Source organism: Paenibacillus sp. 276b (genome assembly GCF_900107875.1).
GTDB lineage: Bacteria > Bacillota > Bacilli > Paenibacillales > Paenibacillaceae > Paenibacillus > Paenibacillus marchantiae.
In genome coordinates, this window is the sequence record NZ_FNRR01000006.1 from 90833 (window position 1) to 109311 (window position 18479).

General features: G+C 47.0%; 18 protein-coding genes. 5 read left to right on the forward strand and 13 right to left on the reverse strand.

Annotated elements, in window-relative coordinates; translation table 11 throughout:
- The first annotated feature begins 13 nt into the window (after positions 1–13).
- Positions 14–1369: a dipeptidase gene (locus BLV50_RS24455; RefSeq protein ID WP_063566686.1), complete on the forward strand. Its 1356-nt coding sequence runs from the start codon at positions 14–16 to the stop codon at positions 1367–1369.
- Between the two features lie 571 nt (positions 1370–1940).
- Here the strand turns inward: BLV50_RS24455 and BLV50_RS24460 are convergent.
- The 4 genes from BLV50_RS24460 to BLV50_RS24475 form a co-directional block, all read right to left on the reverse strand.
- Positions 1941–2312, reverse strand: a complete 372-nt coding sequence (locus BLV50_RS24460; RefSeq protein WP_090810463.1) for a hypothetical protein — start codon at positions 2310–2312, stop codon at positions 1941–1943.
- Positions 2313–2426: 114 nt separating this feature from the next.
- Complete coding sequence (nagA, locus tag BLV50_RS24465) at positions 2427–3641, reverse strand: N-acetylglucosamine-6-phosphate deacetylase (RefSeq protein WP_244552229.1); 1215 nt, start codon at positions 3639–3641, stop codon at positions 2427–2429.
- Complete coding sequence (nagB, locus tag BLV50_RS24470) at positions 3638–4366, reverse strand: glucosamine-6-phosphate deaminase (protein WP_063566685.1); 729 nt, start codon at positions 4364–4366, stop codon at positions 3638–3640. Before nagB ends, nagA begins: the two co-directional genes overlap by 4 nt.
- Positions 4367–4370: 4 nt before the next feature.
- Entirely contained in the window at positions 4371–5234 is an 864-nt protein-coding gene (locus BLV50_RS24475; RefSeq protein ID WP_090810466.1) for a MurR/RpiR family transcriptional regulator, read from the reverse strand.
- Positions 5235–5478: 244 nt separating this feature from the next.
- On the opposite strand from BLV50_RS24475, the gene BLV50_RS24480 reads away from it, so the two are divergent.
- Positions 5479–5832 (forward strand): hypothetical protein, encoded by a 354-nt coding sequence (locus BLV50_RS24480; RefSeq protein ID WP_090810468.1) that lies wholly within the window; start codon positions 5479–5481, stop codon positions 5830–5832.
- A gap of 505 nt (positions 5833–6337) precedes the next feature.
- Here BLV50_RS24480 and BLV50_RS24490 read toward each other — a convergent pair.
- The 6 genes from BLV50_RS24490 to BLV50_RS24515 form a co-directional block, all read right to left on the reverse strand.
- A complete protein-coding gene (locus BLV50_RS24490) occupies positions 6338–6562 on the reverse strand; it encodes a helix-turn-helix domain-containing protein (protein WP_017692532.1) in 225 nt (74 codons plus the stop codon).
- Between the two features lie 310 nt (positions 6563–6872).
- Positions 6873–7838: a YhcN/YlaJ family sporulation lipoprotein gene (locus BLV50_RS24495; RefSeq protein WP_090810470.1), complete on the reverse strand. Its 966-nt coding sequence runs from the start codon at positions 7836–7838 to the stop codon at positions 6873–6875.
- Positions 7839–8064: 226 nt separating this feature from the next.
- Entirely contained in the window at positions 8065–9084 is a 1020-nt protein-coding gene (locus tag BLV50_RS24500) for a DUF4340 domain-containing protein (protein ID WP_177031249.1), read from the reverse strand.
- Positions 9081–10475: a GldG family protein gene (locus BLV50_RS24505; protein ID WP_090810474.1), complete on the reverse strand. Its 1395-nt coding sequence runs from the start codon at positions 10473–10475 to the stop codon at positions 9081–9083. The genes BLV50_RS24500 and BLV50_RS24505 overlap by 4 nt, the downstream gene beginning before the upstream one ends.
- A gap of 4 nt (positions 10476–10479) precedes the next feature.
- Positions 10480–11196 (reverse strand): ABC transporter permease subunit, encoded by a 717-nt coding sequence (locus BLV50_RS24510; RefSeq protein WP_063566679.1) that lies wholly within the window; start codon positions 11194–11196, stop codon positions 10480–10482.
- A complete protein-coding gene (locus BLV50_RS24515; protein WP_063566678.1) occupies positions 11193–12314 on the reverse strand; it encodes an ABC transporter ATP-binding protein in 1122 nt (373 codons plus the stop codon). Before BLV50_RS24515 ends, BLV50_RS24510 begins: the two co-directional genes overlap by 4 nt.
- Before the next feature lie 239 nt (positions 12315–12553).
- On the opposite strand from BLV50_RS24515, the gene BLV50_RS24520 reads away from it, so the two are divergent.
- Positions 12554–13636 (forward strand): glycosyltransferase family 4 protein, encoded by a 1083-nt coding sequence (locus tag BLV50_RS24520; protein ID WP_306291827.1) that lies wholly within the window; start codon positions 12554–12556, stop codon positions 13634–13636.
- Between the two features lie 75 nt (positions 13637–13711).
- On the opposite strand, the gene BLV50_RS24525 is transcribed toward BLV50_RS24520, so the two are convergent.
- A complete protein-coding gene (locus BLV50_RS24525) occupies positions 13712–15199 on the reverse strand; it encodes a DHA2 family efflux MFS transporter permease subunit (protein ID WP_063566677.1) in 1488 nt (495 codons plus the stop codon).
- A gap of 262 nt (positions 15200–15461) precedes the next feature.
- Entirely contained in the window at positions 15462–15809 is a 348-nt protein-coding gene (locus BLV50_RS24530; protein ID WP_072735437.1) for a hypothetical protein, read from the reverse strand.
- A gap of 187 nt (positions 15810–15996) precedes the next feature.
- Here BLV50_RS24530 and BLV50_RS24535 point away from each other — a divergent pair, with 187 nt between their 5' ends.
- Complete coding sequence (locus tag BLV50_RS24535; protein ID WP_090810476.1) at positions 15997–17235, forward strand: glycosyltransferase family 4 protein; 1239 nt, start codon at positions 15997–15999, stop codon at positions 17233–17235.
- Positions 17232–17405, forward strand: coding sequence for a hypothetical protein (locus BLV50_RS32905; protein ID WP_170867946.1), 174 nt, complete (start codon positions 17232–17234; stop codon positions 17403–17405). Before BLV50_RS24535 ends, BLV50_RS32905 begins: the two co-directional genes overlap by 4 nt.
- Positions 17406–17542: 137 nt before the next feature.
- Here the strand turns inward: BLV50_RS32905 and BLV50_RS24540 are convergent, their stop codons facing one another.
- Positions 17543–18259 carry a glycosyltransferase gene (locus BLV50_RS24540; RefSeq protein WP_064635779.1) on the reverse strand — a complete coding sequence of 239 codons (717 nt, stop codon included), beginning with the start codon at positions 18257–18259 and terminating at the stop codon, positions 17543–17545.
- Positions 18260–18479: the final 220 nt, after the last annotated feature.

Genomic DNA, 18479 nt, shown 5'->3' on the forward strand with positions numbered 1-18479 from the left:
AGGAGGCCTTTTAATGAAGGAACAAACTTATTTTCAAGAAAATAGAGAGAAACACCTGGCGGAATTGAACGAATGGTTGTCCATTCCAAGTATTTCAGCCATTTCGGCACATAAAGAGGATATTAACCGTGCGGCACAATGGGCTGCAGATGCACTCACTCGTGCAGGTATGGAAAATGTAGAGGTTATTCCAACAGCGGGACATCCGATTGTATATGCAGATCACCTGCATGCACCCGGCAAACCAACCGCACTGATCTATGGACACTATGATGTTCAGCCTGTCGATCCGCTTAACCTGTGGGAAACACCTCCATTCGAACCTACCGTTCGTGATGGCAAACTGTTTGCACGTGGTGCTACGGATGATAAAGGACAAATCTTCATACATATCAAGGCGGTTGAAGCTCTGCTTGCCGAAAACAAGGAACTTCCTGTTAATGTGAAATTCTGCATCGAAGGTGAAGAGGAAATCTCCAGCCCGAACCTGCCGATCTACCTGAACGACAATACAGACAAGCTGCGTGCAGATATGGTACTAATCTCGGATACGTCCCTGCTCGAAAAAGGAAAACCGGCGATCTCTACGGGTCTGCGTGGTCTTTGCTCGCTTGAAGTGGATCTGAATACAGCCAACACGGACCTGCACTCCGGTTCATTTGGAGGCGGTGTACCGAACGCACTGCACGCACTCGTATCCCTGCTCGCTTCGCTGCATGATGAGCAAGGTCGCGTGAGCGTAGATGGTTTCTATGATGGCGTTCTGCCGCTCTCTCCTGAGATGAGAGAAGAGTTCGTGAAGCAAGGCTTCAATGAAGAACAGCTTCGTCAAGACCTCGGATTGGAGCAATTGTACGGGGAAGAAGGCTACTCGTTCGTAGAGCGTATTGGCGCACGTCCAACGCTGGAACTGAATGGCGTATGGGGCGGATTCCAAGGTGAAGGCACCAAAACGGTTATTCCGAAGGAAGCTCATGCCAAAATTACATGCCGCCTTGTTGCGGATCAAGATCCACAGCAGGTGCTGGACCGTATCGAAGCACATCTGCGCGCGCACGTTCAACCTGGCGCAACGCTGCATGTGAAACAGATCGAGAAAGCCTTTGCTTTCAATACCGATCCTTCCGATCCGGTACTGCAAAAAGCAGCTGATGCCTATGAGCAAGTGTACGGCGTTCGTGCCCTGTTTACGAAAGATGGCGGCTCCATTCCGATCGTGGAGAAACTTTCACGCGTGCTTGGTATTCCGGCTGTTATGATGGGCTTCGGTTTGCCAGATGAGAACCTGCATGCACCGAATGAGCATTTCAACCTGGAGAACTTTGATAAAGGGTTGTTGACGATTGTTCAGTTTTTAAAAAGTTTGTAAAGTATAGTTCATGTGAAAAATAAGTGCTGGAAAGCGTGCAAGTGGCCGTTCCGGATACGAATCGTTCTTTCGATCGCTGTTATCGTCGGATTTTTTGGATTTCCCTTCTCAAAGGGTAAGATCCGACGATAGCATATGCTTCCGAAGTAGCTTTCTTGCAGAAAGCTTTTAGGCGAACGCTTCGCTTTTCCAGAATCGATTTCGTCCCCTTCACTACTTTGCAGCTTTTCCATGAACTTATTTTAAGACTGAGCTTACTTTACAAATGAAGGGTAGTAGTAGGGTAGGTAGATACAACAAAAAAACGACGGCCCTAGAGGTCGTCGTTTTTATTTCGAGAAAAGTGAATTCTATGCGTAAGTGAGATTTAAATTTATAAGAGGTGTAAAATGATAGCTTTCCGCATGCAGGCATTAGGCTAAGCTATTTGCCTTATAAGTGACATACCAAAGGGGAGTTCAGTTATCTTCATTACTGGACTCCCCTTTTTGCTTCTCAATTGAGACAGTTACATTCGTTACAACGGCTCGTTATTTACCTTTTAACGAACCTAGCACGTAGCATCCTCCACTTATGAGCGGAAGGTTGTGAAATTTAACATATGCACAAGCTGCATCATGTGCGTGATTTCCTGCTGGACTTCGGAGGTGTCTGTACCAGCCATCGCCAGATTGGCCCGCAGCGTTCTACGGGTGTTCAGCATACCGTCGATTAACTTCATGACCGCGTTGCGTCCACGATGATCCACAATCATATACTTTTTGCGTGCATCCAGCTCCACCCATACGATATTGCTGAATGAGGTGAACAGGTGTCTACGGTACTGCTCCATATCGGTCTCATTGTAGTGCTCGCCATAAAAGGCATAATATCCGTGTACGTGCAGCTTTTCCGCCAGCTCTGTGATGAACGGGTCGAATTCGAGCATAGCGTTACGTTCCATGTTTCACGCCTCCGTAATGCGTGATCCGCAGATCCCGGCTTTTTTGAGATCTATTTTAACACATTACGCAAGCTATTGCCTGTTGAGGCACACGACAACACTACAAATGTAGAATTAACCGCCGATTCGTCTTCCCTTCACCCACACTTCCTCAATTTTCAAATCACCATTCAGCAAAACGACGTCCGCCTGTTTGCCTTTAGCAAAGGAACCCGTGCGGTGATCAATGCCGAGCAGACGTGCCGGCGTCAGGCTGGCTGCGCGTGAAGCTGCATTCAGACTCAAGCCTACTTCCTGTACCAGATAGCGGAAACCACGAATCATCGTGAGCGTGCTTCCTGCCAGTGCGCCTCCGTCTTTCAAACGTGCCACACCTTCCGTAACAATCACAGGCAGATCGCCAATTTTGTATTCACCATCATCCAGCCCGGCAGCAGACATCGCGTCTGTGATTAACACAAGCTGATCTGCTTGTTCTTTCAGTTGAGCCAAAATAGACATCGCCGCCGGATGCACATGGATACCGTCTGCAATGATCTCTGCACTGATGCGGGAATCACTAAGCACTGCGCCGGCAGCTCCGGGATTCCGGTGATGGAGCGGTGTCATCGCATTGAATGTATGCACGGCATGGTGCAACCCGGCCTCGACCGCAAGCTGTACTTCTTCATAGGTCGCATCCGTATGTCCTAATGCTGCCGTAATTCGCTGCTCGCGCAGCCATGAAATGACTTCGAGCGCTCCCTCACGTTCCGGCGCCAGGGTGACTTGACGAATCAGGCCGGGATATTGTTTTTCCCACGCGTCCAGCCAGGACACATTAGGCAATACAATATGATCCGGGTTTTGTGCGCCGGGCCACTTCGGACTGAAAAAAGGACCCTCCAGATGTACACCTTCCAGCTGTGCATAAGGCATGTCACCGGAACGGTAGCTGTCCACTTCAGCCAATACCCGGTCCAGACTATCTTTGGGCGCTGTCATAGACGTTGCCAGCATGGCAGTGGTCCCCTGTGTGCTGTGGAATGAAGTGATTTTATCCATCACATCCTTACTCGCGTCCATAAAGTCTTCGCCATTGCCACCATGTACGTGGATATCTATAAATCCAGGCACAATGACGCCATGCTTGGAAACAGGCACAGATACGGCTTCACGGCGAATCTGTTCAGATAATCCCTCGGGTGCGCCAGCATAAAGGATCTTCCCATCCGTCCAGACAAGTACACCATCCTCCATTACACCATCGGGCAGTACGATTTTACCTCGAAGAAGTGAAATGGTTTTTTCACTCTCTTGCTCCTGGTTTTCCATAGCTTCTACGTTCATTTCACCAACCTCCCCGCAGCACGGTCCAGCAATACCACCACATTGGGATGACATTGCAGTAGCGAAGCGGGACATTGTGTTGTAATCGGCCCCATAAAGGCTTCACGAATAATTTCGGCTTTCTCCTCACCACGGGCGATCAGCAAGATTTGTTTGGCTTTTAAAATCGTACCTACACCCATCGTGATGGCCTGAGTTGGAACTTCATCAATATGATTAAAAAAGCGGGCGTTTGCTTTTCTTGTCTCTTCTTTGAGATCCACCACATGTGTTCGTCCTGTGAGTTCGGTTCCGGGTTCATTGAAGCCAATGTGGCCATTATGTCCGATACCCAACAATTGCAGATCTACTGGTCCACGATCATCAATCCGTTGTTCATAGGAAACACACTCCTCATTTAAATCCGAAGCCTGTCCATTCGGCACCTGGGTTCTGGCGAGATCGATATCAATATGCGAAAACAGTTGCTCATTCATAAAGCTGCGGTAGCTTTCGCGATGTTCTACAGGAAGACCGACATATTCATCCAGATTGAAGGAAGAGGCCTGCGCAAAGCTGACCAGACCTTTCTGATACAAAGCAATAAGCTGTTTATAGATACCCACAGGAGAACTTCCAGTCGCGAGTCCCAGTACAGCCCGGGGTTTTGTCTGTAGCAAACTGGCAATCACCCCTGCACCCGTTGCATTCAAATCTTCTTCATTTTCAAAAATACGAATATTCATCTTCTTAGGCACCTCCGTTATGTTGAACTCGATAAGACTGTACATTGTGATACGATTGTTCCAATTTGGGGATAAAACGGTCAAAGTCGGCACTAACCATGCCTGTGAACAGAATATCGACGACATGCAGCAGTGCTATACGTGAAGCCATATCCCCGCGCCTCATGCCTTCTTCCAGAGAAGACGTAAAGAGCGGAATATCCGACACCCCCGCAAGTTTGTTATTTCCATAGGATGTCAGTGAAATGGTAGAGGCTCCCGCCTGTTTGGCACAATGCAAAGCATCAATTGTCTCCGGCGTTTCACCCGAATAAGATACCGCCATCGCCACATCTCCCTCACACAGTGAAGAAGCCGACGTAATTTGCATATGTGAATCCGAGAAGGCAGTACAGCTTTTGCCGATCCGTACAAGTTTCTGATAGAAATCCTGCGTAACAATGGAAGAGGTTGCAACACCGTAGAGATCAATGCGACGGGCATGGCATAGTAACTGAACTGCATGCTCCAGCCTTCCTAGATCCAGCAAACGGGTAGTGTCCGCAATGGATGCAAGATGATTGGCTTCAATGGCTTCGACAATTTTGGATAAAGGATTACCTGCCACGATATCCTGATATGCTGTTTCATTGGTGGAATGCGACAATTCTGCGGCCAGCTTCATTTTGAAATCAGGAAAACCTTTGAAATGGAATGATTTGCAAAAGCGGGTTACCGTAGCCGCACTTGTTCCGCTTTGCTGTGCAAGATGGTTAATGGTCCAGCCAGGAATATCAGATGGGGACTGTAAAATCACCTCTGCGATTCGTCGTTCCTGAGACGGAAGTTCATTCAGCTCTTGCTGCAACGCATGTAGTATGGCTGCCATGAGTTCTCCTTTTATGAAAATTATTTTTATTAATTCATTATAAATAAAGAAAATTATTTTTATATTTTCATTTTAATCAATACGTTGTTGCAAATCAAGAGGATTTTAACCATGTATTCGCGGTATGTATGATGAAATTTTTGAAAAGGTATCTTCTTGATTAAGGAATGGGATTCCGCTTATATTGGAGATAAACCTTGAAGTGAATGTGAACATTTTCATTTCTAAGGAAGGGGTACACTCGATGAATCAACGACAACGTCAAAAAATGATTCCTTCCACCTGGATTATTGCCATAAAACAGACCGAAGCTCGTAAATACTTTGCCCTCTATGCCATCGACTGGAAGCGCGGAGCGCGACTGAGCTGGGAAGGTTGGAATAGCCTCGCAGACTTGCTGCAGTTTCATATTCCAATCAAACGTAAAACTGGCGGTACAAAATCTCCCCCCCAACCTGCTGCCAAAATTGCGAAAAAAGCACTCTATCTGCACCTAGATGAAACACAATACAGGGAATTGGAGCAGCTCTTCTATCAGCCTTTTTCAAAGAAACAATGGAGATCCTTTATTGAGGAACATTCAAATAACCATATGTAGGTGAACCCTTATGCCATATACGAATACGATTTCCATCACGCTCTGCCCGTAGCAATCTATACCCTTGGAATTTCTGCGGGCTGAGCCTTTTCCCAAGGGAGCGTGATGATCCATGAAATCTCAGCAAAGAAATCAAGCCTACTACAGGCACCACAGAAAGCGTGTTATTCAACGTAAAAAACAGCTCGCTATGCGGTACGATTGGTCCTACAAGTTCGAAGGGACTTTTGCCAAAGGAAAAATTCATTGTTCCTGCTGGTGGTGCTGCGAAAAGACAAAGCGGCTAGGCTATCCAAAATCTGAGCTAACCAGAATAGCGGACTGCAATCAGCAGCTTCTGAATCCAGACTTCTGAGAATGACTATTTAAAACAAGCGATTCCTTCATTTTAGGAATTCGCTTGTTTTTGCTTTCAAACTTCAAACAAAAAAGTCTTTCCCCATTCTTCATGATGAAGAATAGAAAAAGACTTTCATGCTGCTTCAATCAACTGTGCAGTATCGCGTCAGATCTTCAGTTCTCCGAGCTTAATCAGCTCTACAACTGCTTGCGAACGACCCTTAACATTGAGTTTTTGCATCACATTCGAAATATGGTTGCGCACCGTTTTCTCGCTGATGAATAACTGCCCTGCGATGTCACGCGTCGTTTTGTCCTGAACCAGTAATTCGAATACTTCGCGTTCACGGTGGGTCAACAGAAATTTGCTTTTATGATCGATACCCTTCAATGTTCACCCCTCCTTGCCTGGGTTGTGTTGGTGTAACAAGGTTAAGGGGATACAGTCAACTCATCTTATGTAAGGTCAAGGGCGTTGGTTCAGTTTTATCAAAAAAATGGGCAGTGAATTGTAATTTGAACGAATAATCGCTATGTAGGTACAAACGTAGTAATCCAAAATCGTCAATTTGGACTAAGTATTATAGAGCATACTATGTATCATCCTTCTTAATCGTTATTTTCAATAACCCTTTAAAAACAAACATGCCCCTGCAACTAATGTTGACCATCAGCGCAAAGGCATACTTGTTCAACCTAAATTACCGATTCATGCGGTTCATCATGCCATCGTTGTTGTTACGATTCATGATGCCATCATCAAGCACGCCGTCACGGTGATTTGTGTTCATCGCATTCGTTGGGAAAATACGTTCAACCATCGATTGGAACGTGTTAATCATGCCGCTAACCGGTTTGCCGTTACGGATATCTGTGGCATAGCTCTCCACATGTTGAACAAATTCCGGGTTAGCCGATACATATACGTTCTCGACGTTAGGTGCAAATTGTTTGATTTTCGCCGAGATTTTGGATTTAATCTCTTCGGATGTGTTGTCATCCGTGCTGTCAATACGCGATGTTTCACTCTTCATCCCGTAGTGACCTTCGGTCATTGTACGTGCATTGCCATTGCCACTGTTAGTCAGACCACGCATCATGCCATAAGATCCAGTACCCATGGTGCCATAGATACTGCGATCATTGCCCATGTGGTTGCGATCCGTAGCTGCATTGGTGTTCAGTCCCGGAGCAATGCCACTGGTGCTGTATGGAGACATGGTTCCATTACCACCATTTACACGCAAACCGCCCATATCCTGACCCATGCTTTCTGTACGCATAGTGCCATTTGCCCGGTTACGCAAAGATTTGCTTTCCAATTTGCCAGTGTGACCATCTGTCAAACGGACTGCAACATACGCGTTACGATCGGTCAGCATGACATGTGCTGACTTCACTTCTTTCATTTCCGTAATGCGTTTAGCCAGCTCGTCACTTGATTTCAGGTCGGTGACGTTATGCGTCCGATAACTTTTCGCACGAATGCCATCCATCCCATTGGATTCAACACCATAACGGTTAATGCCTTTCACTTCATGACGAACACTTTGGGTGTGCAGATTGTTATCTTTTGTACTTGTTCCACAACCCGTCAATCCGGCCATTACGAAGATTGCAGTAGACAAAGATAAGCTGATTGCTGTCGCCTTTTTGGCTGCTGGCATGTCTCATCCTCCAATTATGTTGGTTTTGGTCACAAGGATAGGATGCTCTTCTGTACGGAGCGATATGCTGAAAGGATATGGAACATTAGCCTCCTTTATCTGGGCTCAATGGGTTCTGTTCCACATAAAAAAGCGATGCTTGCACAAAGTGCAGCACCGCTCTTTATAACCGCGTATTCCCTGTTCAAGTGAGAACCTTCATTATTATGTTGAAGGAGCCATTCCCTTACTTGGATGTGGATGAGGAATTCGCATCAGCATCTTCTCCACTCGAAGAAGATGTTGCATCTGATTCTGATTTTTTGATCGAATTCGGAAATTGCTCTGCTTCCTTCAGACTAGCCGCATCCATCAGATAGGCCCATTGACCGTCCGGTGTGACTACCCAGATCTGATCCGGTTCCGATGGAATAGTAAGTCCCCGGTACACATCCGTAACAGCTTCTCCATTAACCGTCTGCTCAACTGATAAAGTAAAGCGTGGCACGGTGCCTTTCAGTTCAGAGGCTTTGCGCACATCGTCAGCTGTGGACAGGTTTTTAATTTTGCCAATCAGCGATACAGCATCGGTAGCTTCAACCGCATCACCATTAAGCTTCCACGTCTGCTCTGCTGCACCTTCCTCGGAGGAAGATTTGAGCATCCAGGTGGCTGCTTCGCCTTCCCATTCCAGCGTAGTGACATTGGTTTCATCCAGATTAAACGGAGTTGTATCCAGCAGATCCTGCCGTGATTTTTCTATATTACTTATGGATTCCGTTTGTACTGCTACGACAGGTCCGGAGTCTACTCGCACATAACGAGCGTCATCTGCTGGCAGCTGACCACCGATGCTCAGTTTGATCTCACGGTTATCCTTCAGTTGGATATCCAGCAACGTTGCATCTGAACCCAATCCATATTTGGCGAGATCCTTCGGCTCTTCCTCCACAACCAGTTCCTGATCTGCACCACTTAAGGCATCAAGCCAGCTGCTAACCGTATACCCATTCAGAGGATATGCCTTGGGTTCCACCATACTCCACACGCCATTTTTTAGTTCCAATTGTGAAGATGAGGGTTTTGAAGCACCTGATGTGTCTGTATTGTTATCATGAATCGTGATGGACTGTATATCGGCAGACTTAATACCAAGTAACTTGACTTTCTCCGCTTCCTCTTCACGAAAATAATTCTGACTGGCCGCATAGATCCACCCGATAATCAAGACCAATAAGACTAGAATCGTTGGGACCCATTTTTTCATACGCGTCTGCGCCTCCACCATAAGAGTACACCTATCATAACAAAGATGAGCGGGAATGCGACAATCGCCACGAAGAAAATGGTTCTGGCTTGTTTACCATCCAGGTACGCCGTTTGATAACCGGATTGCACCCGAGGCCGGATCGTTAATCCATCTTCTTTTTCACTTAAATAATTGACGGTATTCAGAATAAAATCTCGGTTCCCACCGTTCACTATTTCCGAGTCCTGCATGAAAATAGATGAACCCAGAATTACAGCCTTCGGTTTGCCATCTGTTGTATCCGCCGCATATCCAAGCTCAACAGGACCTTGTACATCCTGATCCGGATCGTTGGTTGTTTCGTTTTGCAATAAACCTGCAATGTTCGTCTCGCCATAACTGTCATCCGATGAATGAATGAGCGGCGACAAGGTGTATTTATCCTGCTCTTTGCTCGTCAAAGCAATGGACAAAGATAACATCGGGTAAAGTTTGCTTTCTGATAGTTTATCCGTGATGGCATGTGTGCCATACTCCGGCACAACCCACAGTGGGCCCATTGTGCTGGCTTGCTGATTATCCACCATGACTGCATGCTCATCAACCACGCCATAATCCGTCATGAGTGCATCGATATTTTTCCAAGTCAACTTCATGTCTTCATGAAAACCGAGGGATAACAGCAATTTTCCTCCGTTACTTAGATAAGTCCGAATAGCCTTCAATTCTGTATCACTAATATCCCGCTGTGGTCCAACAATCGCGAGTACATCCGCATCTTCCGGAACCTGACCTGCCTGATTCAGCTGAAGTTCTTCAGTCGTGATATTATTCTGTTCCAGAGATGAGCGCAGTGTAGTCAGTTGATCCAGGCCGAGCTCTTCATGTCCTGTCAGGAAAACCATCTTGTGCATCTCCGTGGAAGACAGATTCATAAGGGCTTGTGTCAGCTTTTCCTCACCTGTGAACTGGTACGATCCATCGCTTCCATCCCCGACAGCCGTGAATAGACTGGCGATATCAATGACTTTATGCTGATCGCCCTGCTCTAATACAATGGAGCTGCCTGTGATGCCATATTTGGAGGCCAGTGTAGGCTCCTGCGTCAGATTGTATTGCTTCATCGTCAGTTTACTGTTGCGTTTTGTATATTCCTGAACCATATCCGATACTTCGCGGTTCAAGACCGTATTATTCGCATTTTCGACGGTTAACACCAGAATGTTGACGTCTTCTTTTACGTTTTTGATCGCGGTAAGAGACTGGTCTGACAAGGTATATTGTTTATTTGAGGTCAGATCCAGTTGGAAGCCGCCAAGCGAATTCAGAAACAGGGTCAGCAAAATAAAGATGCCAATCACCGCTACAGACAGCACGGTACTGTTGGTATGACTCAACCATTTTTTCATCTTCTCACCTCCACCGCTTCCGTTCCACAATTTGAATGCTTAATAGCAGAAACACACCTGAGAGCGTCACGTAATACAATATATCTGGGCCACTAAGTACACCCTTCGTGAAACTGTCAAACCGGTTCGTCAGCGCAAATGGATCCAGCCATTGCTGTAACGTAGATCCGGAATTGCCTGCAAATGAATCAAGCATCCACAATACGAGCAAAATAATAAAACCGGCTACCGCAGACACCATCTGGTGCTGAGATAACGTGGAAGCAAACAGTCCAATCGCCATCATGCTTCCGCCCAGGAAAAAGAGACCCAGTGCAGACAACCATACGGATGTCAGATCTAGTTCACCAAAGAAGGACATAATAAACGGATAAACGAGACTGCACAGGATAAGTACAACAAGAATGGCGAGTGACGCCAAATATTTACCGAAAATAATCTCGGTCACCCGTGCAGGTGAAGTCAACAACAGTTCGTCCGTTCCCTGCCGGAATTCCTCTGCCACCAGTCGCATCGTCAGCAACGGCACCACAAACAGCAGCATGGATAACGTGTCTCCGAGCACCAGGCGATAATCCACAATGCTTGGCTGGTAATACACAAAGCTGGAATAGAACAGCAAACTTGTCATCAGTACATATACGGCAAAAGCGAAATACGACGTCGGTGACAGGAAGTATGCCTGCAGTTCTTTATTGCAAACCGCCATCATTCGTCTCATTTGGAACCCTCCCCTGTGTGAGAATCAGATGAAGCGCTCTCGGACTTAGTCGATTGCTTCAGATCTGAAGTGGTGTCCAAATTGGCCTCTTCTTCTGTTGCCTGATTGGCGAGCTGCACTCTATCAGCTTCAGTCTCCTGCGTTGCCAGTTTCACTTCGGATTCCGTTTCCGTTGTGGTCAGCTTCAGGAAAATCTGTTCCAGACTGAGATTTTCTTTCTTCATCTCCAGGATCGGCAAGCCTGCACCAGACAAAAGATAGAACAGTTCTTCTCGATAATCCTCGGAAGATTCACCGGTAAGCAGCATTTTGACCGTATCAGTAGAACCAGTGGAGGTCTGTCCATCTGCTGCTTGAATGACTTCACTCCGTACCTTCTCCCATGGTGTCAGCACATTATGTAATTGCTGCTCTGTTGCCTTCACTTCAATGGACACCTTGAACTGATCCCCCATCGCTGAGCCAAAATGCTGCGGTGAACCGTCCAATACGAGCTGTCCCTGATTAATAATCAACATGCGATTACACAACGTGCTCACTTCCGGCAAAATATGTGTACTGAGCAGCACTGTATGATTCTCACCCAGTTCACGGATCAGATCCCGTATCTCCATAATCTGATTTGGATCAAGTCCTGAAGTCGGCTCATCCAGCACGAGCAGATCCGGCTTGTGAATAATGGCTCCAGCCAGACCCAGACGCTGCTTGTACCCTTTGGACAGCCCGCGAACCAATTGCTTCTCACGACCTTGAAGACCCAGCCTGCTCACCATTTCACTGATTCGCAATTTCACTTCACGTGTCGGGACATCCCTCAGATTAGCGACGAACTTCAGATACGACTGTACCGTCATATCTGGATAAAGCGGCGGTGTCTCCGGCAGATAACCAATCTTGGAACGGACGCTCCTGCCCTGATCGTGCACTGAGATGCCATCCACTACAATGGAGCCTGCCGTTGGATGTAAATAGCCTGTAATCATTCGCATCGTGGTGGTTTTCCCGGCACCATTCGGTCCCAAAAATCCAACAATCTCACCGCGCTCCATTGTGAAATCCAGTTGATGCACGCCGCGCCGTCCATCAAATACTTTGCTTACCTGTTTCACTTCGAGCACATCATTCATCCTTTCCCGTTAAAATACCCGTGTGCCATCATCGCTTTCTTCTGATGGTCAACACGGGAAGTTCCTTGTATCTTACGTGTTGTATCCTAAATGCAGCTTAAAGTCACTTAAAAGAGAGCTTAAAAATATGTGTCTAAAATGTGAACAACACTTCATTCACCCACACCCTGCACTCTGGGGCAACGTACCTTAAAGTACAGGAGCATGAGCACCTGCACAAAAGTCAGAGGGTGAACCGTGTGAAAGTACTATTCACATTTTTTGTTCCAAGCGGCGGTGTGGATACTTTAAATCGATTGCGCACAGCCGTTCTGCAACGCCATGGCATCGAAGCGCATGTATTGTATCTGTACCCTGGCTCGGGAATGCAGAACAATACCAGCACGCCGGTCTTCACCGCTTCCAGTGATGAGGAAATTCACAGTTTGATTCATCATCATCGTTATGATGCCATTATTGTTACCTCCGATATTGCCATGCCGGGCAGATTAAGAGCCCTCGGGTATAAAGGACGCATTATCTATGAAGCACAGGGACTTGGGACACGTGAGCAAGCTATGGAAACCATTCAGATGGGAGTACCTTATCTGCAAGCCCACTGTAATGCTGCGCTCATTCCTCCAACCGATCATTTACTGGAGCTGTTCATCCATATGTGCCCATGGCTTCACCGGTTTGTCATTCCCAATATGCTGGATACCAATACCTTTGCCCCAATTTCGGTGGATACCCCTCCCTATCCAGTAATTGCATGGGTAGGAAGGCTCGAACACAACAAAAACTGGCGGGAATATTTGATGATATCCAGTGAAATCATTAAAAAAATTCCAAAAGCCAGACTATGGTTGTTCCACGATCCGACCTTGGCTAATCCCGAGGACGAGGTCATGTTCCGACACATGCTTGCGGAGTACGGGCTTGAAGATCGGATTGGCATCTTTATCAACGTGCCCCATTCCCAGATGCCTACATTCTACTCCATGGTTGCAGCTTCCGGGGGTATCATGCTATCTACATCGCTGCTTGAAGGCTTTGGATACGCCGTTGCTGAAGCCATCAGCTGCGGCTGTCCGGTACTCAGTACCGATTCGGATGGCGTAAGGTCCTTTATTACACATAACCGAACGGGTAAATTCTATCCGATTGGCAACGTGAATACGGCTGTATCCGAAGCTGCAGACCTTATGCGCAACAAAAAGCTGCGGGAGTATATACGTATTCAGGGCAGACAGCATATGGCCATCTCCTTCTCCCCTGATCGTTACGCCACTTCATTTCGAGAAATGATGACAGCCTTGAGCATTTTCTTTTAAACAAAACAAAAAAGGCAGTTCAGAAGCATGCTCTGAACTGCCTTAATTTATTTTCTTAAGATCGGCTTATAAAAATTAGTGTCCCATCATCATTGCAGGATCAGGTTGATCCCCTGTTTGAAGGGTATCTTCCTCCATCCGTTTTGGTTTGCGCAGAATCAGACTGAGCAGGCATCCAAACAAGGCAATACACGCGGCCAGGAAGAAGGTGTCGTTAAAACCAGCCACTAATCCATTCACCATACCTGTAGCGTCAGTAGCTCCAGCTGTATTGCTTGCAATATGGGAGGTCAGGAATCCAGTCAGGCCAGCAACTGCAAAGGACACAACCACTTGTTGTGCAGCAGCAGTAAGCGGGGTAACCCGACCTACCAGCTTACGTGGAGCAGCATTCAGTACATGCGTATTGAGTGGCATCATGGAGAAGCCCATACCCAATCCCATCATGACAAGGCTAAGAATGATCAGACCAAGGCCCGTTTCCGCCGTAATCGAAGACAGAATGAACAGTGCACCCGAGATGATACCCAGACCCACGAAAGCAAGTGGTCTTGCACCAATTTTATCAAACAAACGTCCACCAAGTGGCATACCCACACCCGAAGCCAGCGCCTGCGGGAGCAGAATGAGTCCTGTTTCCAATGCAGTGTAGCCTTTGATTTGTTGCAGATAAAGTGGGATCAAAATCATCGCCCCAAACAAAGCGACTTGTGATACCCATGCCAGAATAATACCCCGTGTGAAATCAGATGATTTGAACACCCGAAGTTCCAACAGCGGATTTTTGTGACGAAGTTCCACGATAACGAACAGGATCAGCGCCACGCCTCCGACAATCACACCTGTCAGTGTTGTTGCAGACGTCCAGCTTGTTCCGCCTTCACTTACACCGTATGCGAGCATCGAGAATGCGATTGGTGCCAGAATCATACCGAGCAGATCAAGCGCAGGCGTGCGTCCACGATCCGTATCCGGCAGGAATTTGATACATAGAATAAAAGCGGCAATACCAATCGGCAGATTGATCAGGAAGATCCAATGCCAGCTGAATGATTCAATGAACCAGCCCGATAATACCGGACCCAGTGCAGGGGCCAACAGCATCGGAATCCCAAGCATACCCATGATAGAGCCTCTTCTTTCAGGAGGAGCCAGACGGAATACCATCGCCATACCAATCGGAGCAACCATGCCTCCGCCAAGTCCCTGAATGATACGGTAAATAATTAATTGTTCAGGCGATTGCGCGATCGAACATAAGACCGAACCCAGAGTAAACATCGCAATCGTGAACAGAAATACTCTTTTGGCACCGAATCGGTCGGTCAACCATCCCGCCAGCGGAATGACGGCTGACAAGGCCAACGTGTAACCTGTAACCGTCCATTGAATGGTCTTCAGATCGGTCTCAAAATATTGAACCAGATTCGGAATTGCCACGTTAACCACCGTGCTGTCTAAGATGACCATAATCATCCCGACGATAATAGCCAGTAGCGGCAGAATAATCGTTTTAATCGAGAATTCCGCCGGGTCCTGGGGTACTGCTGTTTGTTGTTTCAATCTCTCCACTCTCTTTTCCGGCCTGGAGGCATTATCTTTGTATGTGCCTCTCCATTGGCCTTATATTCACGACGTTTCAAACTTTTGTTTTAAACCGTCGTTTTAAACTCTTGTTTGAGCATAGGTTAATTCTAATGAAAATACCTTTGCTGTCAAGCTATTTTTTATTGGATAACGGATCACGTATGTATGCCAAAAAATGGACCAGGTCTTCTCCTGCTCCACCCATTTGGTTAATCGATGCTCATTATGGTGATCTTTGCTAATCTGCCAATTTGATCATCTGATGCTCCGAAAGTATACCCAGGGTCTGGCCTTGGTCACTTCTGCAGTACATGCGAATAACCAGATGACTTGGTATAGAACTGTTGCTAATGATGCGTAGTTCGGATGGATCGGATGAGACCGCGAGATTATGAATAATGTGATTTCCCGTATCCGCCCCAATCCGACAAAGATAGCGATACAACTCCCCATGGGTGTGACTGATTCCTCCGACAAAGATATCCACATCGTCATTCCCCACAAATGACAATTCAATGTCCATATATCTCACCGGAACAACGGTTTGCAGCAAGTTTTCGTGAATCTCCAGCACATATGCGGCCACGGTATATCCCTCCTGTAGAGCAGAGTTGAACCTTTCTCTAGATATGGTATGCCTGCTCTCGTCCATTGCTATTTGCAATCACCCATTTTAATCAATTCCACGGAAATGCCCACCCTTTCGTCTGCTTTTTTTCATAGACTAACAGGATAGAAGATCGGCCTGTGCAGGCCGTGACAAGGAGGTACCTATGAGAGTTCTGCTCGTGACCTATTGGGAGCTTACACAGATGGGTGGAATATGGACATATGTGAAACAGCTAGCTGACAGGCTGATGGCTCTTGGCGTAGAGGTGGATATTATGGGCACCAACGGAGCCAAAAATGAAATATACATTCGCAATCTCAATCGTTCCTTCTCCAAAGATAAAGTATGGCCCATGCTTCAAGCCAAACTTAATCCGACAGATTTGCCTCAATTCACTGCCGATTCTCTCGTGGCTTATTATGAATTGAACAGGTATGCCTTTGAAATGGGAGCCGCCTATCTCGGCGTTGATCATTACGATGTCATCCATGCGCAGGACCCGGTAGCAGCGGTCGCGATGAGACGTATATTAAACCGCAATACACCCATGGTAACGAGTTATCACGGAGCGCTTGCGCGCGAAGCCTTTTACGATGCTCAAAACTCTAACGCGAAGCTCACGCTTCCCGAATATTTGCAATCCACACGAGGACGTTACTTCCTGTCACTGGAAGAGCGAAGCGCTGAGCAATCCCAGCTTATTCTGGTCTCCAGCCATTGGATTAAGAGCACCCTTACGGATCTCCATGTTCCCGAGTCCAAATTTCGAATTATTCCTTATGCTGTGGATATTCCAGCCTACCGTGCCCAAGCAGCAGTCAAGTTCCGTCAGAGGAAGCCAGCGGGCAAAAAAGTGATCGCATTTACGGGCAGACTGGAGCACATCAAAGGGGTTCATATTCTGGTTAAAGCGCTCTCCAGCCTGAAGAAGAATCGCTCGGATTGGATCTGCTGGATTGCTGGGGAAGGCAATCTGATGGAGGATTTGCGCTCCCTAGCCAATGATCTTGGAGTAGGTGCTGACATCGTTTTCTGGGGTAAACTCGACAACATCCCTTCATTCTTACGCCATGCTGACATTTATGTACAGCCCAGCTTGCAGGATACGCAGCCTTTCTCGGTTACAGAGGCTCAGCTCGCCGGATTGCCTGTCATTGTAAGCGGTACGGCAGGTATGCCTGAGATGGTGCAGCCTGAACATACTGGTTGGGTCGTGCCACCACAGGATGTCGAAGCTCTTAGCGCACTGTTAAATGCCCTTCTGCAGGATGGTGCCACCCGTGCAAAGGTAGGAGCAGCAGCCAAAGCATGGGCTGAACAACATCGATCACTGGACGAGATGGGATTGCGCACCCTGCATGTCTACCAGGAAGCCATTCAGTTGGGAGGTCAGAGGATATGACATTGCTCGTCCCCAGTGATTTGTATAATCGTTGGTTCTCCACCCCTGTGTCGACGACACATATTGAGGTAGATTACGCTGTAATGAACGAATTAATGAGGAAGCTGCCCAAAGGGTACGTTTTCCCTGATCCGGCAACCATGCACATTCTCACATCCGAGAAAAATTAGAATCAAGTACTTTACAAACAGGAACAAATAAGAGGATATTCGTTCGTGCCGCAATCACTATACGGCAACCGAATACCCTCTTTTTATTGCGGTGCGGTTCATGTATCTAGCATTCGTGATTCCAAGACTTCTAGCCTCTACTTCCAGTAACCGCCAACCTGCAGCAGATTAAGTAAAACGGGCCGATGCTTCGCTTGAACAAGTTCCATCTCGGCTTTTAATGCCTCAAAGTGCTTCTTGGTTCCCATCGATTCATGAACCCGATAACACATCAGTGGCTCATTGTAATAGAACAGCTCATAGAGCGGAAACAGTCTCAACCACATCTCATAGTCATGCGTGTAGCGAAAATCGGTGTCAAATACGCCGAACTTTCGAAATGCATCCATCTCAAGCATCACGGTGCAACCGTTGATTGGGCAACCTTCGGTCAGTACCTGAAGCATCTCCAGACGACTCCCTACTTCTGGTCTCACCGTGTCCATCCATACGCTGTTCGCATCTACATAATGATAAGCCCCGTGACAGAACGAAGCCTTAACGTCAAGCATGAACTTCAGTTGTTTCTCTACCCGGTCCAGCAACATTACATCATCGGAGCTGAGCCAGACAAAGTAATCACCTGTCGCCTGCTTAATTCCCTCGTTTAACGCGGTTGCTGTTCCACCATTCTTTTTTCGAATATAGCGAATGCGATCCATGAATGGTTGCAGCCGCTCCACATGCTTCGTAGAGCCGTCATCCACCACAATGACCTCAATATGCGGATACGTCTGGTGAATGGCGCTGTGAACAGCCTGCTCGATGTACGCGCAATTATAAAAAGGAATGACAATTGATACTTTCGGCTCCATTCGGTCCTCCCCTTTCCCCGCGTGAATAATACCATTCTCCCTATTATATGTAGATAGGTCCGTTAGGTATCAGGCATCTGTTGCATAGCGACGTATAAATTACGCACATGGAGCATTTTGCATCAATTCAAAGAGCGGCTTTCCATCATTAAGATATAGATCGAAATGCATATAAATAAAGAGGGCGTTATTCGGCCAGCTCACGGCCTCCATAACCCCC

Coding starts and splice junctions, on each gene's coding strand:
- BLV50_RS24455 (WP_063566686.1), top strand. CDS start 14: ATGAAGGAACAAACTTATTTTCAAGAAAATAGAGAGAAACACCTGGCG.
- BLV50_RS24460 (WP_090810463.1), bottom strand. CDS start 2,312: ATGGAACGTAACGCTATGCTCGAATTCGACCCGTTCATCACAGAGCTG.
- nagA (WP_244552229.1), bottom strand. CDS start 3,641: ATGAACGTAGAAGCTATGGAAAACCAGGAGCAAGAGAGTGAAAAAACC.
- nagB (WP_063566685.1), bottom strand. CDS start 4,366: ATGAATATTCGTATTTTTGAAAATGAAGAAGATTTGAATGCAACGGGT.
- BLV50_RS24475 (WP_090810466.1), bottom strand. CDS start 5,234: ATGGCAGCCATACTACATGCGTTGCAGCAAGAGCTGAATGAACTTCCG.
- BLV50_RS24480 (WP_090810468.1), top strand. CDS start 5,479: ATGAATCAACGACAACGTCAAAAAATGATTCCTTCCACCTGGATTATT.
- BLV50_RS24495 (WP_090810470.1), bottom strand. CDS start 7,838: ATGCCAGCAGCCAAAAAGGCGACAGCAATCAGCTTATCTTTGTCTACT.
- BLV50_RS24500 (WP_177031249.1), bottom strand. CDS start 9,084: ATGAAAAAATGGGTCCCAACGATTCTAGTCTTATTGGTCTTGATTATC.
- BLV50_RS24505 (WP_090810474.1), bottom strand. CDS start 10,475: ATGAAAAAATGGTTGAGTCATACCAACAGTACCGTGCTGTCTGTAGCG.
- BLV50_RS24510 (WP_063566679.1), bottom strand. CDS start 11,196: ATGAGACGAATGATGGCGGTTTGCAATAAAGAACTGCAGGCATACTTC.
- BLV50_RS24535 (WP_090810476.1), top strand. CDS start 15,997: ATGAGAGTTCTGCTCGTGACCTATTGGGAGCTTACACAGATGGGTGGA.
- BLV50_RS32905 (WP_170867946.1), top strand. CDS start 17,232: ATGACATTGCTCGTCCCCAGTGATTTGTATAATCGTTGGTTCTCCACC.
- BLV50_RS24540 (WP_064635779.1), bottom strand. CDS start 18,259: ATGGAGCCGAAAGTATCAATTGTCATTCCTTTTTATAATTGCGCGTAC.